Below are 17,013 nucleotides of genomic sequence, written 5' to 3'. Positions count from 1 at the left end.
CGGTCTTCTCCTTTGTCAGGTCACGTGTTTCTGAAATCCTCTGATGCACTCGAAAATACTGGTGGTGATGGTCGGGTCGGCATTCAGGTCGGTCTGCTGAATGCGTTCAAGATCGTGTTTCTGGTCGTGGATACGGTTCAGACGAAAGATCGCGCCGCTGGCAACCGCCGCGTCGTTATCGACAAGGCTGGCCATGCCCAGAAAGGGGCGCGCTTTCAGATAGGCGCCTGCGTCCGGCGTATCGGTGCCGCGCGGTAAGGGGTAGCGGTCTTCGAACGCGTTCGAGACCAGATGCAAAACCGATTTGCCATAGGCGCCGAAACAGACGCGATCCTCCAACTCTTCTGTCGGGACATAGATTCGGGCGGGCACGTCTTCGGCGGCACGCAGTAGCGGTTGCACCACGGGGCCGCGGGCACGGCTTTTGCTGTGACGGGCTGGATCCAGCGCACCGTTCATCTGTGTGATCCGGGGCAGCAGCACGTTTTGTGCGCGCGGCAGCCCAATGGCCGGATGCACCAAATGCATCGTGTCGAACCAAGTCTCGCGGAAATCCACGCCGGGGCGCGTGAAAGGCGGCGGCATGTCGGGCTGTAGAAGGGACAGCATCTCGTGCACCATCAAGACGCCCGCGCCCTCGGCCACGATGTGCAGCTCGCAGCCGGTCTGGTCCTTCAGATCCAGAAGGCTGTGCAGGAAATCCCCAACGATCCCGGTTTTTGAATAGCTGCGGTCGTGATGCTGCTCAAACGGCAGCTCGCCCGTGCCTTTCAGCGCGCGCATGGCGCTCATTTCAATGTCGCGCCAAAAGGCCCGCCCCACGCCGCGCACGCGGTTTTCGATCAGCTCGTCCAGATGTTCGGCGGTGTCCCCGGCTTGCTTGGTGCAGCTGTCAAACAGACTTGCCAACACCTCCAGCGACTTCTCGACGAAGCTGTTGCACCAGAAGATCGAGTACGGATACAGCCCCATCGCCTTGATTGCATTCTTGCGGGCGACGGCGGCGGAAAAGGCAGGTTTGATGCCCTCCAGACTGCCGGGGATCCACAGAAGCACGCCGCGATATTTATGCGGGTCATCCGGCGCGGCCTTGGGGTCCAGCTTGGGGGCAAGATGCGCCTGTGTGCGGGTCCAGCCGTCTTTGAACGAGGGGTAGGAGCCGGTCGAGACGTGATAGCCGTCATCCAGATGCATGTAGTGCCCGACCAGTTCAAAACACGGGGTCGAGCCGGACCTGATCTTGCCAATCACACCCTTGGTGCCCTTCTCGCCGACCGAAGCACCAAACGCCGCAGGGGCAGGGACGCCCAGACGCAGCACCCAGCCGTCGATCACATTGCGCGCCCAGTCGTCATAGCTCCACAGCCCGATCCCGGCCTGTCCCAGATATCCGCCCCAGTCCGGCCCCCACGAGTTCAGAATGTGAAAGCCGTGTTCGTCATAGCCCGTCAGCACAAAGGCATGTGTGCCCAGCTTACCCTGCGCGGGTGGCCAGCCAATTGCTCCGCTGTTTTGCGGGGTGGCCTGCAGCCAGCCGTCATGGATGTTCGCGCTGACCAGCACGGCCTGCGCATCATTCAGTGCCGCGTGAAAATGGTTCAGGACCGAGGCCAGCCGGAAATACGCCCCCAGCCCGATATCGCGCGCATGCCGCGCCTGCGCCACGCTGGTGAACCGTCGGCCGGCATCCGGCCCGCCTGCCAGATAGCAGTCGCTCTGCCACCGCGTGTCGTCGGGCGGCGGCGTGTCGAAGGGCCAGTCCAGACAGGCCCCGTGGTGATAAAACCCCTTGATGGCCGAGCGCAGGGTCAGGACGCCCTCATGCGCGTCGGATTTCACGGCCTCAAGCGCGGGATAGCGGTCGTGGAAATGTGCCATGCGATACAGCATGTCTGCGCTGGTAATGTCCTTTGCATGATCCGCGCCGCCCTGTGCATCACCGCGTTCAGCGCGTTGAAGGTGGCGCTGAATATCGATCAGGTTGGCAAGGGCAAAGCCCACGCAGCGCCCGGATGTCCCCTGATGGCGCACCGTGAACACTGGTTGCCGCAAACCCGTGTCGTCAGGCGTGGTCAGCAACTTGGGGTCCATCGACAGGGCGTGTTTCAGGATGGCCAAGTTCGGCACGTAGGTCTGATCCCTCAGATCAACCCAATCTGCCCGGACCCCGTTTTTCTGCACAATTTTGGTATCAATATCGGACATGCGCACCCGCGGCCCAAATCGGAAATTGCAATTAAATTTAGAAGACTTACCCCCACATTCTATCACAAAGTGGAGGTTTTTCAAAATTGCGGCAGGAATGGGGCAGGTGGCGCCGGGCAACGTTTGGCCCAACAAATACAGGGGAAAACGGAAATTATACTGTTTCTACAAAGCGTAAGGTTCTAATTTTGACTGCTACTTTGTCCGAATTTACGAAACAGTTTGGTGCGATCGAAGGCTTCTTCCAGCGCATCCGTACGGGCCTTCACATCGTCCCAAAGACGTTCCTGCACCTCGGCCACGGCGCATTCCAGCAAGACCAGAATCGCGGCCATCGAATCCCATGCGGACGGCACCGCGATGCGCGCGCCGAAGGTGTGGCGGGCCAGGCGGTGAATAGGCGAGCGCCATTGGTCGGTGAACAGTACGATCTCGGCCTCGCGCTCGTGACACAGCTGCCCGATCACCAGCGTGGTGTTCTCGTACCGCCGCACATCCAGCGCAATCAGCACGTCGCCTTTGCGGATGTCCAACAGCTCGTGCGTCCACGAGGCCGAGAAGGGCAGGATACGCACGTCGGGTCGGATCATCTGGAGATGCAGATAGAAATACTGCGCCAGCGCGCCAGTAATCCGGCCCCCAGTGATGAAGATGCGGCGGTTTGGATCGGAGAGCAATTTGCAAAGCCCGTCGAACTCGTCCGGATCGACCTCGTCCAGCGTGCGCCGCTGGTTTTCAAGGGCCTGCCGCGAATAGCGGTTCAGCATATGCTCTTCCGGCAGATCGGTCTTCCACACGTCGCGCTTGGCGACGGGGTCCGAGATCATCTCTTTCAACTCGCGCCGCAGAGCAGCCTGAAACTGCGGATAGCCGTTGAACCCGGTTTTCTGCAGCAGACGCGCGACCGTTGTCGTAGAGACCGAGGCGTTCGCGGCCAGTTCGGTGATGCTGCCTAGCCCGGACAGGGGGTAATCATCCAGAATTGCGTTCAGAAGCTGCCGCTCGGATGGGGTCATCTCGTCGCGGTGGTGTAGAAGCTGATCGGTTACGCGCACGTGGCAACACCCTTTTGCTGTGAATTTAGTCATTCTGTCAAAAAATCGACAGAGAAATCAAGGGTGGTAAAATTGGTGCGGAAAATTATTGACACAGTTAATTAAGCTGTGGAACTTTTTCCGCATGGAATCGCAGTCGTTGAATTCAACTTTCGGTCCGGCCGTGCATGTGGACCAGATGGGGGACGCGCCCCGGGTGATCGTGGTGTGTGAACACGCCTCGAACCGGGTGCCTGCGCATCTGGACGGGCTTGGGTTGGATGCCGAGATCTTGACCCGCCACATCGCGTGGGATCCCGGCGCGCTGCCCGTCGCAAAGGGGCTGGCGCAGCGTATGCGCGCCGTTCTGGTGCATGGCGGGATTTCGCGGCTGGTTTATGACTGTAATCGCCCGCCCGAGGCCCATGACGCAATCCCGGCGCGCAGTGAAGTCTTTGATATTCCCGGAAATGCCGGCCTTTCCGATGCCGAGCGCTTCGCAAGAGTGAAGCAGGTTTACCGTCCGTTCTCAACCACGTTGAAAGAACAGATCGGCGTGCACCAGCCGCATCTTCAGATGATGGTGACGGTGCACAGCTTCACGCCTGTTTATCGCGGCCAGATGCGGGATGTGCAGATCGGCATCCTGCATGGCGATGACGACAGGCTGGCCCTGTCCATGATGCAGACCATACCCGCCGATCTGGGCATGGAGGTGCAATTGAACGAACCTTATGCGGCCGTCGATGGGGTGGCCCATACCTTAAACAAACATGCGGTGCCGTATGGCTTGCCGAATGTAATGATCGAAATCCGCAACGACCTGATCGAAACGGCCGAACAGCACGCCCGCATCGCCGGGGCGCTGGCCGACTGGATCGCCAAGGCAAAGGCCGCGATGACCGAAGGAAAGCCAACGTGACTGCGCTTATGTCTGGATATGTACGCGTCGTGGACGCCGTGAATTATCGCATCGGTCGGGTGATGATGTGGGGGCTCTTTGTGATGATGGGGATCCTTTTGTGGTCCTCGATCTCGAAGACGTTCTTCCTGCCGTCGCTCTGGACCTTGGAAATGGCTCAGTTCGCGATGGTGACGTACTACATCATGGGCGGTCCGTATTCGCTTCAGATGGGATCGAACGTGCGGATGGACCTGTTTTATCACAACTGGAACGACCGCAAGAAGGCGTGGTTTGATGCCTTCACAGTGTTCTTCCTGCTGATCTATCTGGGCGTTCTGGTCTGGGGCGGCGTCGGATCGACCGCCTATTCGCTGGGGTATTGGGGGGACGAACCGTTTTCCTATTTCTGGGGGCTGATCACGGGAACCGAGGAGGTCGGGCGGCTTGAGCGCTCGTCCACCGCATGGCGCCCCTATGCCTGGCCCATCAAATCCATCATGGTCGTCGGCTTCTTCCTGATGCTGCTTCAGGCCATTTCCGAACTGTTCAAAGACATCGCCCGCATTCGCGGCAACGAGATTGGTGTGACACGCACATGAGCCAAGAATATATCGCCATTTTCATGTTCGCATCGATGATGCTGATGCTGTTCACCGGGCAGCGCGTGTTCGGCGCGATTGGTGCCGTGGGCGCGATTGCGGCCTTGCTGTTGTGGGGCGTGGGCGGACAGGACATCCCGTTCTCCGCCGCGATGAAGCTGATGAAATGGTATCCGCTGCTGACCCTGCCGATGTTCATTTTCATGGGCTATGTCCTGAGCGAAAGCCGCTTGGCCGATGACCTTTACCGCATGTTCCACGTCTGGATGGGCCCGGTGAACGGAGGCCTTGCGATTGGCACAATCGGCCTGATGGTGCTGGTGTCCGCCATGAATGGCCTCAGCGTCGCGGGCATGGCCATCGGTGCCACCATCGCGCTGCCGGAATTGCTGCGCCGGGGCTATGACAAGATCATGGTGACGGGGGTTATTCAGGCGGGCTCCAGCCTGGGCATCCTCGTTCCGCCCTCGGTCGTCTTGGTGCTGTATGCGATGATCGCGCGTCAGCCTGTGGGGCAGCTGTGGCTTGCGGGCGTGCTGCCCGGCCTGATGATGGCCGCGCTGTTCATCATCTACATCTGGTTGCGCTGCAAAATCCAACCGCATCTTGGACCCGCGATGGAAGACGCGCATCAGGTGTCGCGTGCCGAGAAGATCCGCCTGCTGGGCGCGGGCATCCTGCCGCTGGCGATTTTTGCCGCAATGATGGTGCCGTTTGTGAACGGCTGGACCTCGCTGGTCGAAAGCTCGGCTATTGGGGCGCTGACCGCCCTGTTCGCGTCCGTCGCCAAGCGCCGCATGACGTGGCATATTTTCGAGACCTGCACCAAGCAGACCCTGCTGATTTCCTGCATGTTCATGTGGATCATTCTGGCGGCTCTGGGCTTTGGCGCTGTCTTCGACGGGCTGGGCGCGGTCAAGGCCATCGACAACCTGTTTACCGAACAGCTTGGGCTGAACCCGTGGGTCATTTTGATCCTGATGCAGTTGAGCTTTATCATCATGGGTACGTTTCTGGATGACACCGCGATGCTGGTCATCGTAGCGCCGCTTTACGTGCCCTTGGTCAAAGTGCTGGGCTTCGACCTGATCTGGTATGGGGTGCTTTACACCATCACCACTCAGATCGCGTATATGACGCCACCCTTTGGCTACAACCTGTTTCTAATGAGGGCCATGGCACCGCCAGAAATTGGGCTGGGGGACATCTACCGTTCTATCGTGCCATTCGTCCTTATCATGGTGATGGCGTTGGCGATCATCATGACCTTCCCCCAAATCGCGCTTTGGCTGCCCAATTACGTATACGGAAAATAAAAATAATAAAAACAACCAACTAGGAGAGAGAAGATGACGACAAGACGTAAGTTTTTAACCACCGCCGGGGCCGGTCTGGCCGCGGCTCCTTTGGCGACGCCCGCAATTGCGCAGGGCACGATCAAGTGGCGGATGCAGACCTATGCGGGTCCCGCACTGGCCGCCCACGTGATTGATCCTGCGATCCAGATGTTCAACAAGATCGCAGGCGACCGCATGCAGATCGAGCTGTTCTATGCCGACCAGCTGGTCCCGACGGGCGAGCTGTTCCGCGCCATGCAGAAGGGCACGATTGATGCGGTGCAGTCGGATGACGACTCGATGGCCTCGCCCACCGAAGTCACCGTGTTCGGCGGCTATTTCCCCTTCGCCTCGCGCTATTCTCTGGACGTGCCGGTGCTGTTCAACCAGTACGGCCTGAACGAGATCTGGGACGAGGAATACTCGGCCGTTGGCATCAAGCACGTTAGCGCCGGGTCGTGGGACCCGTGCCACTTTGCCACCAAGGATCCGATCAACTCGCTGGCTGATCTGAAGGGCAAGCGCGTGTTCACCTTCCCGACTGCAGGCCGCTTCCTGTCGCAGTTCGGCGTGGTTCCCGTGACCCTGCCGTGGGAAGACATCGAGGTCGCCGTGCAAACCGGCGAGCTGGACGGCATCGCATGGTCGGGCATCACGGAAGACTACACCGTGGGCTGGGCCGACGTGACCAACTATTTCCTGACCAACAACATCTCGGGCGCATGGGCCGGGTCGTTCTTTGCCAATATGGACCGCTGGAACGAGCTGCCGGAAGACCTGCAAACGCTGTTCCGCGTCTGTTGTGACCAGTCGCACTATTATCGCCAATGGTGGTATTGGGGCGGCGAAGCCAACCTGCGCGTCAACGGCGACAAGATGAGCCTGACCACCATTCCCGACGAGGAATGGGCACAGGTCGAGAACGCCGCCGTCGCCTTCTGGGACGAGATCGCCGCAGAAAGCCCGACCAAGGCCAAAGTGGTCGAGATTTTCCGCAAGTATAACGCCGACATGCAGAAGGCTGGACGGCCTTACCGCTACGGTTAATGATACCGCGTGGGGCGGCCAACTGCCGCCCCCGCATTTCTTGAAAGAGGCAGTTATGACACTCGACGATCTGAAAGCCCAATTTGCCGAAGGCCACGTTGATACGGTTCTGGTATGTCTGGTCGACATGCAGGGGCGCCTGATGGGCAAGCGGTTCCATGCGGACCATTTTTTGCATGGGGCGTATGAAGAAACCCATTGCTGCAACTATCTGCTGGCAACGGATCTCGAGATGGGGACGCCGGATGGCTATGCCTCGACCTCGTGGGAAGGGGGATATGGCGACTATGTCATGAAGCCCGACCTGTCGACCCTGCGCCCGGTGCCGTGGCTTGAGGGCACGGTGATGGTGCTGTGCGATGTGCTGGATCACCATACGCATGCGGATGTCCCGCACTCGCCGCGCGCGATCCTGAAGCGTCAGGTGGCGCGTCTGGCCGAGCTGGGCTTTGATGCCATGACTGCGACCGAACTGGAGTTCTTCCTGTTCGAGAAAAGCTTTGACGAGATCCGCAAAGAGGGCTTCCGCGATCTGGCCCCGATCAGTGGCTATAACGAAGATTACCACATTCTGCAGACCACCAAGGAAGAACACGTGATGCGGCCGATCCGCAATCACCTGTGGAGCGCGGGCCTGCCGATCGAGAACTCGAAGGGCGAGGCTGAGACCGGTCAGGAAGAGTTGAACATCAAATACGCTCCCGCGATGGACAATGCCGAGTATCATACGATTGCCAAACACGCGGTGAAGGAAATCGCGTGGCAGCAAGGCCATGCTGCGACCTTCCTGCCCAAGTGGCATCACGACAAGGTGGGCTCGTCGTCCCACGTGCATCAGTCGCTGTGGAAGGATGGCGCGAACGCGTTTTACGATCCTGAGGATGCGCTGGGCATGTCGGATCTGATGAAATCCTATATGGCTGGGCTGTTGAAATACGCGCCGGACTACACCTATTTCATGGCGCCTTACATCAACTCGTATAAGCGCTTCATGAAGGGCACCTTTGCGCCGACGCGGATCATCTGGTCGGTGGACAACCGGACGGCGGGCTTCCGTCTGTGTGGCGATGGCACCAAAGCGGTGCGCGTGGAATGCCGCATCCCTGGATCGGACATGAACCCCTATCTGGCCATAGCTGGAATGCTGGCGGCAGGTATTGCTGGCATTGAAGAAGGGTTGGAGCTTCAGGCGCCGACCACGGGCGATGTCTATCAGGGGGAAACTGGAATGATCCCGGGCAATCTGTCCGCTGCGCGGGATGCGCTGCATGGATCGAAGATGCTGAGGGCTGCGATGGGCGACGATGTGGTCGACCACTACACCCGCGCTGCCGAGGTCGAGATCGAAGAGTTTGAGCGCGTCGTGACCGATTGGGAAGTCGCGCGCGGGTTCGAGCGGGCGTAGGTGTTAGGCGAGGGTCGCCGTTGATGCGCCATTGGTTCGAGCAACAATGGCGACGCCCCTCGCGCTCCCCGAGGTATTTGAAGCAAGAGGAAGAGGGCTGGATTGCCCTGTATCGTGGAGGTTTGGCATGGGCCAAATGTTGAAATGTATCTCGCCGATTGATGGATCGGTCTTTGCCGAGCGCGAGGTGTTGTCGCTGGAGGCCGCTGAGGCAGTCGTAGCACGTGCGCGGGCTGCTCAGGCAGATTGGGCTGCGCGCCCGTTGGCCGAGCGGGTGGAGCTGGTGATGGCCGGCGTGGCCGCCGTTGGTGCGATGAATGACGAGATCGTACCGGAACTGGCCCAGATGATGGGCCGTCCGGTGCGCTATGGCGGCGAGTTTGGCGGGTTCAATGAACGCGCCAGCCACATGGCCTCGATCGCGGCGGACAGTCTGGCTGATATCGAGGTGGGCGAGGACGAGACGTTCAAGCGCTATATCAAGCGCGTGCCGCATGGTGTGGTCTTTGTGGTTGCCCCATGGAACTATCCTTACATGACGGCGATCAACACCGTCGCGCCTGCGCTGATTGCCGGGAACACAGTGGTGCTGAAACACGCGACGCAGACCCTGTTGGTGGGCGAGCGGATGGCGGCGGCGTTTGCCTCGGCCGGTGTGCCTGCGGATGTGTTCCAGAATGTCTTCCTGTCGCATGACGTGACCAATGATCTGATCGCGGGCAACGCGTTTGATTTTGTGAATTTCACCGGCTCGGTCGGTGGCGGTCAGGCGATGGAGCGCGCAGCTGCGGGCACCTTCACTGGCGTCGGCACCGAACTGGGTGGCAAGGATCCCGGCTATGTTATGGAGGACGCCGATCTGGATGCTGCCGTGGATACGCTGATTGATGGGGCGATGTTCAACGCGGGACAGTGTTGCTGCGGGATCGAACGGATTTACGTGCATGAGAGCCTCTATGACGACTTTGTCGCCAAGGCGGTTCAGATCGTGAAAGGCTATAAGCTGGGCAACCCGCTGGACCCGGAAACCACGCTTGGTCCGATGGCCAATGTGCGCTTTGCGGATGAGGTGCGCGCGCAGATTTCCGAGGCGCTGGCTGATGGTGCCGTGGCGCATATCGACACCTTCGCAGAGGATGATGGCGGGGCGTATCTGACGCCTCAGATCCTGACCAATGTGACCCATGATATGCGCGTGATGCGGGATGAAAGCTTTGGCCCGGTTGTGGGGATCATGAAGGTCTCGTCCGACGAAGAAGCCATCGCGCTGATGAATGACAGCGAGTTTGGCCTGACGGCGAGCCTGTGGACCCGCGACGTGGATCGTGCCGCGCGCGTGGGCGATCAGGTCGAAACGGGGACAGTTTTCATGAACCGGGCCGACTATCTTGATCCCGGCCTGTGCTGGACCGGGTGCAAAAACACGGGGCGTGGGGGTGGTTTGTCCGTGATCGGCTTCCACAACCTGACACGCCCGAAATCCTACCATCTGAAGAAGGTGACATCATGAGCCTTGTTGGAAACTGGTCTTACCCGACCGCGATGAAATTTGGCGCAGGCCGTATCAAGGAACTGCCCGAGGCCTGTGCACAGGCGGGCATGAAGCGGCCGCTTCTGGTGACGGATAAGGGTCTGGCCGATCTGCCGATCACAAAGGCGACGCTGGACATCATGGAGGCCGCCGGTCTGGGCCGCGGCATGTTCAGCGACGTGGACCCCAACCCGTCCGAGATCAACCTGCACGCCGGCGTCGAGGCCTATAAGGCCGGCGGGCATGATGGTGTGATTGCGTTCGGTGGTGGCTCCGGTCTGGATCTGGGCAAGATGGTGGCGTTCTACGCAGGCCAAACCCGCCCGATCTGGGATTTCGAAGATATTGGCGATTGGTGGACCCGCGCGGATGCCGACGCGATTGCGCCGATCATCGCGGTGCCGACCACGGCGGGGACTGGCTCGGAAGTCGGGCGTGCCTCGATCATCACGAATTCGGTAACGCATGAGAAGAAGATCATCTTCCACCCGAAGGTGCTGCCGACGGTCGTGATTGCCGACCCTGAGCTGACCATGGGCATGCCCAAATTCATCACCGCAGGCACTGGTCTGGATGCGTTCGCGCATTGTGTCGAGGCGTTCTCGTCCCCGCATTACCACCCGATGAGCCAAGGCATTGCGCTGGAAGGGATGCGTCTGGTCATCGACTATCTGCCGCGCGCCTATGCGGATGGCACCGACCTTGAGGCACGGGCCAACATGATGTCCGCCGCTGCGATGGGGGCGACGGCCTTCCAGAAGGGCCTCGGCGCAATCCACGCGCTGTCGCACCCGGTTGGCGCGATCTTCAATACCCACCACGGGACGACGAATGCGGTTTGCATGCCCGCCGTGCTGGAGTTCAATGCGGGTGAAATCGCGGATCGGTTTGACCGCGCGGCGGGTTATCTGGGCATCGAGGGCGGCTTCAAAGGCTTCCAAGGCTTCGTGCAAGACTTCAACGACAGCTTTGAAATCCCGCGCAAGCTGTCCGAGATGGGCGTGAGCGCTGATCAGATGGATGCTCTGGTCGAAGGCGCGATCAAAGACCCCAGCTGTGGCGGTAACCCGGTCGAGCTGACGCGCGAAAACCTGCGACAACTCTTTGAAGATGTGATCTGACCCAATGACCACAGGCATCGTCCTGATCATCCTGTCGGCGGCACTGTTGCACGCCACATGGAACACCATCGTGAAAACGGCGGGGGATCGGACGGCCACATTGGGTCTGGTGGCGCTGGGCCACGTGATCCCCGGCTTGGCAATGGTGGCGGTGCTACCATTTCCGGCTGCGGAAAGCTGGCCCTACCTGCTCGCCTCGACCGTGATCCACTTTGGCTATTTCTACATGCTGGGGCAGGCCTATAAGCACGGCGACCTCAGCGTCGTTTACCCCATCGCGCGCGGCATCGTGCCTGCGCTGGTGTCGCTGTGGGCCATGCTGATCGTGGGCGAAATCCTTCCCGCGCAGGCATGGTTCGGGATCGCGTTGATCGCGGTCGCGATCCAGATCTCAAGCTGGGCGGCGCTGCGACACGGGGTCGGTCGGGTCGCATTGTTCTTCGCGCTTGGCACCGGGTTTTGCATCTCGGGCTATTCGTTGGTGGATGGTGTCGGCGTACGCCTGTCTGGCAACACGCTGTCCTATTGGGCGTGGCATTCGGTGCTGCATATCTTCATCACGGGATTCGTCGCCCTGCGCCGCGGCAGTGCCATCCGCGCGTTGCCCCGCCGGACGTGGATGATCGGCATTCTGGGCGGCATGGTGTCGATGACTGCATATGGTCTGGTGCTCTATGCCAAGAACTTCGCGCCGCTGGGGGCCGTGTCGGCCTTGCGCGAAACCTCGGTCATTTTCGCGGCGCTGATTGGCTTTGTCTTTTTGGGTGAAGGCAACTGGCGCCGTCGGCTTTCTGCCGCTGTCCTGATGGCAGGGGGCGTCGCGCTGATTGGCTTGTCGATCTAAGGGGAATCAAATCCGCTTGGGGTAAGTTGTTGACTCGAACCCCTTTTAAGGCGTTCACTTCTTAAGGTGGCCGAGGAGTCGGTCCAGTGAAATCGAGAACCAGTGTCCTGATGTGTCCAGATTGCGTGTGATGGTTAGGTAATTGAAAATATAGGGAGAAAATTAAAATTTCGCCCAGCGATCTGGGGAAAATAGCAAGACAAAGGTCCAGAAGCCAAGTCGGCATATCTCAACTGGACCGAACAAGCGATAAAAGCTGGCGCTATTGGTGTGCCGGATAATGAAAAAAACTATCGCAAGTCAAAAATGAAAAACCAACGGGAGAATACAATGACAACAGAGAACAAGTTCAGTCGTCGTTCCGTGCTGAAAGGCGCGACCACGATGGGTGCTGCCGCACTGGCGACACCGCTCTACGTGAAGAACGCGCTGGCGTCCTCGGGTGAGATCAACATCCTGATGTGGTCGGACTATCTGCCGCCCGAGTTCATCGCGGGCTTCGAAGCGGAAACCGGCATCAAGGTGAACTACACCGGTATTGGCTCGAACGAAGAAATCATCAACAAGATGAAAGCGACCAAAGGTCAGGGCTTCGACATCGTATCGCCGACCAACAACCGTTCGCTGCAGTGGGAGCCGCTTGAGCTTCTGAAGCCGTTCGACCTGTCGAAAGTGAACATCGATGCTGTAAACCCGGCGATGGCCAAAATCGGTACCGATGCTTGGAACTTCGCCGGTGGTGGCGCACATTGGCTGCCGCACATCTGGGGCACCGAAGGTATCGCATACCGCACCGACAAATGGCTGCCGGCTGGCGACGCGCCAAGCTATGGCGACGTCTGGTCGGAAGAAAACGCTGGCAAGACCATGGGCCGTGCACACTCGATGATGCTGGGCGCTGGTCTGTACATGGAACGCGCTGGCGAGATGGAGCCGGGCTCGGTCTGGGCTGCTTACAACGACGAAGAGACCATGCGCAAAGTATGGGGTCAGATCGCTGATTGGTGTATCGCCCGCAAGTCGCGCATCAAGCTGATCTGGAACGACGCCGACACCCAGAAGAACGGTCTTCTGAACGAAGGCGTTGTGGTCGGTCAGACTTGGGATGGTCCGCCGCTGGCCCTGAAATCGGCAGGCGAGCCGGTGCACTATCAGGCACCGATCGAAGGCGCGATGGCATGGGTCGACGGTATGTCGATGCCGGTTGGCGCCACGAATGAAGAGCAGGTCTATGCCTTCATCGAATACGCCTATCGTCAGGAGCCCGCCGGTGTTGCGATTGACAGCCACGGCTATAACTCGCCGGTGCTGGGTGCGGACACCTATTCGGGTGACACCTACAAGAAGAACTTCTCGGAAGCCTATCCGGGTGACAGCCTGGCCAACCTGAACCCGTGGCCTGCTGAAGCACCCTGGTACGCTGACGTGCGGACCGAGTTCGTCAACAAGTTCAAGAGCGCCTAAGCGACTTGAAAATAGCGCGTCCCCGTCAGTGGATGGGGGCGCCACACTAAACTGACTGAAACGTCTGGAAACACGGTCGCACGCCTGAGATCAGCGCGTGAGCGGCCCGTTTATGGGGAGAAACCATATGAGTGCCGGAGTAGGCGTCGATCTTGAAAACCTCTGGATCCGCTTTGGAGATTTCGTCGCGGTGCGCGACGCGAATGTGCACATCAAAGGGGGCGATTTCTTCTCGTTCCTTGGACCGTCGGGTTGTGGCAAGACCACGATCCTGCGCGCCGTTTCGGGCTTTCTTGAGCCCAGCGAAGGCAATGTCCTGATCGGTGGAAACAACATGAAGGGCATTGGGCCGAACAAGCGCCCAACCGCGTTGATCTTCCAGAACCTTGCGCTGTTCCCCCTGATGAAGATCTGGGAAAACATCACCTTCTCGATGGAGATCAAGGGCGCATCCGCCCGCGAGCGTCGCAAGCGCGCGGACGAGCTGTTGGACATGATCGCGCTGCCGGGGCAGGGCGACAAGCTGCCCAGCGAATTGTCGGGCGGTCAGCGTCAGCGTGTGGCGATTGCCCGTGCGCTATGTGCCGAACCCGATGTTCTGCTGCTGGACGAGCCGCTGTCCGCGCTGGACCTGAAACTGCGCCAGCACATGCGCACCGAGCTGCGTGAGATTCAGCAGCGTGTGGGCATTACCTTCATCTACATCACTCACGACCAGGGCGAAGCGCTGACCATGTCGGACGACATCGCCGTGATGCGCGCCGGTGTGATCGACCAGATTGCCGATGGGAAAACCATCTACAACGATCCGTCGACTGCCTTTGCTGCCAGCTTCGTGGGTGAAAACAACGTGTTCCGTGGCAAGGTGTTGGATGTGCGTGGCGATCAAGCCCTGATCCGCACCAACCGCTCGGGTGATCTGCTGTCGCGGATTTCGACCGCCAATCAGGGCAAGATGAATGTGGGCGATGACGCCATGATGTTCATCCGTCCCGAGGCTCTGTCGCTGGCGCCGACCGGGTCGCAGGGTGATCACTTCGTCACCGCCAAGGTCAACCACGAAGAGTTCGAAGGCAACGTCTTCAACATCTTCATGGAAGGCGACGGCGGGAAAGAACTGAAAGTCTCGATCCCCAACCACGGCCAGTCGTTCGAGGACCACTCGGGCCAAGACATGACGCTGGAATATGACGTGAATAACGCCGTTGCGGTTCCCGCTGGCGAATTGGCCGCGGAATAAGGAGGGGGTGCGATGCCAGGTTTCCTGAAGGAATTCTTCAACCGGAACGGCACGCTGATGGGATCCCTGATGCTGGGTCTGGTCCTTTTCTGGACCGTTGGCCTGATTATCTTGCCTCAGCTGTCGATGCTCGACTTCTCGTTCCGTCCGAACCTTCCCCCGCCCGAGATCGGCGGGCCGAAGGATGTCTATACGCTCGAGAACTATAAATATCTGATCTATGGCCCCGAGGGTGGGTCGCAGGATTACAACGCGGTGGACCTTCGGGTGTTCTTCCGTACGCTGGTGGCCGCCGTTTGTGTAACCATCTTCAACCTGATCCTGTGCTATCCGATTGCCTATTATCTGGGCCAGAACAAGGGCAACCACATCCGCGTTTTCGCGCTGATGCTGATCATCCCCTACTGGATCAACGAGATCCTGCGCGCCTTCGCGCTGCGCATTATCTTCGGCGAAAGCGGGGTGTTGAACACGTTGCTTGTCGGGTCCGGGATATTCGATACGCCCTTTGACTTCATCCGCAACGACATCGCGCTTTATGCGGGTCTGGGGTATGCGTACATCCTTCTGATGATCTTCCCGATCTACAATGTGATCGAAAGCCTTGATCACAACCAGATCGAGGCCGCGCGTGACCTTGGTGCGCCGTGGTGGCGGATCCACAAGCGGGTGGTCATTCCCTATGCCAAGCCGGGCATCAGCTCGGGCTGTACGATGGTATTCATGCTGTCCGCCGGTGCGCTGGCCGCGCCCCAAATCCTTGGGGGGCCATCGTCACTTTGGTTCACGCAGCTGATCTATCAGCAGTTCAACGACAACTCTGACTGGCCGCAAGGTGCTGCCTACGCGATCGTACTGCTTGTCACCTGTATCCTGCTGGTGCTGGCCCTGATGCGTGTGTTCAAAGTGAACATGGGGGATATTGGCAAATGACGACTGATAAAATCATTCGCGTCTCCATCTGGATCTATCTGGGTATCTTCTTTGCCTACCTGCTTGGTCCGCTGATCATCATGTCGGCGACGGCGTTCAACTCACCCAGCTTCCCGCGCATGACCCCGTGGGAGTGCCTGACCTTCAACTGGTTTGGCGAGCTCTTCCGGGACGAGCGTATTCTGAACGGGATCTGGAACTCGATCCTTGTCGGGTTTGGCACGGTGATCCTGTCGGTGTCGATGGGTCTGGCGGGGGCACTGATGCTCACCCAAATCTGGCCCAAGCTGCGGGCGACCTATTACACGATCATCATTGCCCCGATCCTTATTCCGGGCGTGGTTCTGGGTATCTCGACCCTTGTGTTCTGGGATCGCATCAACCGCATGCTGGGTCTGGGCGCGGACAGTGTTCTGTCGAACGGTCTTTTCCTGACCATCATCGGCCAGTCCACCTTCATCGCTAGCTACTGCATGCTGGTCTTGGTGGCCCGTCTTCAGCGCTATGACATCGCACTGACCGAGGCGGCGTTGGACTTGGGCGCAACCCATGCGCAAGCGTTCCGCAAGGTGCTGATGCCCTTCATGATGCCCGCGATCCTGTCGGCGGCGGTGCTGGCGTTCTTGGCCTCGTTCGAGAACTACAACACCACCACCTTCACCTTTGGTGAATACCCGACCCTGACGATCGAGTTGGCGCAGAAGGTGCGTTACGGGATCACCCCGGCGATTTCCGCGCTGGCCTTCATGATCGTGGCGCTGACGGTCTTCTTTGCCTTGATCAACGAAGCGAACATCAAGCGTAAGAAGATGATCGCCGAGGCCCGAAAGGATGCCACTGTAGGTGAGCTGGCGGGTAAGATCGAAGTGCCCGGTCTGATCAGCCGCAACCCAGCCGCGATTGCCTTGATCGTGCTGGTGATCGGTGTGGCAACGGTGACGGCCTCGGCCATGACCTACAGCCCGGATCAGTGCATCGCCGATGTGCAGGAACAGAAGCGCCTTGAAACCGAGAAGCGCATTCAGGAACTGCGCGACCGCCGTGCCAAGGAAGCAGCCGAGAAAGCTGCCGCCGAAGGTGCGGAGGGTGGAGCAACCCAGACGGCGCCGAAACCGTCCAATAACTCGGGCTTCGGTGGAGTGTTCGCGCCGAACACGCTGCAGAACGAGGGTACGGATGATGGCGCGTCGGATGAGGGTGCGGACGATGGTGCTGCGGGATCGTCGAACAACTCCGGCTTCGGAAATGTGTTCGATCCCAACGCGCTTGGGAACGACAACAACTGATCGTTCCGCTGCTTGAAAACGAAAAGGCCCGGCACTGCGCCGGGCCTTTTTATGTGGGGTAGG

General features: G+C 59.4%; 14 protein-coding genes. 12 read left to right on the top strand and 2 right to left on the bottom strand.

The genetic code is table 11. From position 1 onward, the window contains the following. Positions 1–15: 15 nt before the first annotated feature. Positions 16–2,205, bottom strand: coding sequence for a C1 family peptidase (locus EOL43_RS06850; RefSeq protein WP_133486876.1), 2,190 nt, complete (start codon positions 2,203–2,205; stop codon positions 16–18). A gap of 182 nt (positions 2,206–2,387) precedes the next feature. Continuing rightward, entirely contained in the window at positions 2,388–3,260 is an 873-nt protein-coding gene (locus EOL43_RS06845; RefSeq protein WP_240686486.1) for a MurR/RpiR family transcriptional regulator, read from the bottom strand. Positions 3,261–3,384: 124 nt separating this feature from the next. Here EOL43_RS06845 and EOL43_RS06840 point away from each other — a divergent pair, with 124 nt between their 5' ends. From EOL43_RS06840 to EOL43_RS06785, 12 genes are all read left to right on the top strand, one after another. Beyond that, positions 3,385–4,161: an N-formylglutamate amidohydrolase gene (locus tag EOL43_RS06840; RefSeq protein WP_133486873.1), complete on the top strand. Its 777-nt coding sequence runs from the start codon at positions 3,385–3,387 to the stop codon at positions 4,159–4,161. A gap of 8 nt (positions 4,162–4,169) precedes the next feature. Continuing rightward, positions 4,170–4,742 carry a TRAP transporter small permease subunit gene (locus EOL43_RS06835; protein ID WP_133486871.1) on the top strand — a complete coding sequence of 191 codons (573 nt, stop codon included), beginning with the start codon at positions 4,170–4,172 and terminating at the stop codon, positions 4,740–4,742. Next, complete coding sequence (locus EOL43_RS06830; protein WP_133486869.1) at positions 4,739–6,058, top strand: TRAP transporter large permease; 1,320 nt, start codon at positions 4,739–4,741, stop codon at positions 6,056–6,058. The genes EOL43_RS06835 and EOL43_RS06830 overlap by 4 nt, the downstream gene beginning before the upstream one ends. Before the next feature lie 33 nt (positions 6,059–6,091). Further along, positions 6,092–7,126, top strand: coding sequence for a TRAP transporter substrate-binding protein (locus EOL43_RS06825; RefSeq protein ID WP_133486867.1), 1,035 nt, complete (start codon positions 6,092–6,094; stop codon positions 7,124–7,126). Between the two features lie 55 nt (positions 7,127–7,181). After that, complete coding sequence (locus tag EOL43_RS06820; RefSeq protein ID WP_133486865.1) at positions 7,182–8,531, top strand: glutamine synthetase family protein; 1,350 nt, start codon at positions 7,182–7,184, stop codon at positions 8,529–8,531. Positions 8,532–8,658: 127 nt separating this feature from the next. Next, the gene (locus tag EOL43_RS06815) at positions 8,659–10,041 is read left to right on the top strand and encodes an aldehyde dehydrogenase family protein (RefSeq protein WP_133486863.1); all 1,383 of its coding nucleotides are present in this window, start codon (positions 8,659–8,661) and stop codon (positions 10,039–10,041) included. Beyond that, positions 10,038–11,183 carry an iron-containing alcohol dehydrogenase gene (locus tag EOL43_RS06810; protein ID WP_133486861.1) on the top strand — a complete coding sequence of 382 codons (1,146 nt, stop codon included), beginning with the start codon at positions 10,038–10,040 and terminating at the stop codon, positions 11,181–11,183. The genes EOL43_RS06815 and EOL43_RS06810 overlap by 4 nt, the downstream gene beginning before the upstream one ends. A 4-nt stretch (positions 11,184–11,187) precedes the next feature. After that, positions 11,188–12,027, top strand: a complete 840-nt coding sequence (locus EOL43_RS06805) for an EamA family transporter (RefSeq protein WP_133486859.1) — start codon at positions 11,188–11,190, stop codon at positions 12,025–12,027. A 330-nt stretch (positions 12,028–12,357) separates the two neighbouring features. Then, entirely contained in the window at positions 12,358–13,491 is a 1,134-nt protein-coding gene (locus EOL43_RS06800; protein WP_133486857.1) for an ABC transporter substrate-binding protein, read from the top strand. A gap of 127 nt (positions 13,492–13,618) precedes the next feature. Further along, positions 13,619–14,731, top strand: a complete 1,113-nt coding sequence (locus tag EOL43_RS06795; RefSeq protein WP_133486855.1) for an ABC transporter ATP-binding protein — start codon at positions 13,619–13,621, stop codon at positions 14,729–14,731. Between the two features lie 12 nt (positions 14,732–14,743). Further along, on the top strand, positions 14,744–15,664 hold the full coding sequence (locus tag EOL43_RS06790; protein ID WP_133486853.1) for an ABC transporter permease: 921 nt from the start codon (positions 14,744–14,746) through the stop codon (positions 15,662–15,664). Beyond that, a complete protein-coding gene (locus EOL43_RS06785; protein ID WP_133486851.1) occupies positions 15,661–16,950 on the top strand; it encodes an ABC transporter permease in 1,290 nt (429 codons plus the stop codon). The genes EOL43_RS06790 and EOL43_RS06785 overlap by 4 nt, the downstream gene beginning before the upstream one ends. The last annotated feature ends 63 nt before the right edge of the window (positions 16,951–17,013 follow it).

The sequence above is a fragment of the Aliiroseovarius marinus genome, assembly GCF_004360145.1.
Taxonomy (GTDB): Bacteria; Pseudomonadota; Alphaproteobacteria; order Rhodobacterales; family Rhodobacteraceae; genus Aliiroseovarius; species Aliiroseovarius marinus.
Note: the sequence above shows the minus strand (reverse complement) of the source record. Positions and strands in the feature narration are given on the sequence as shown.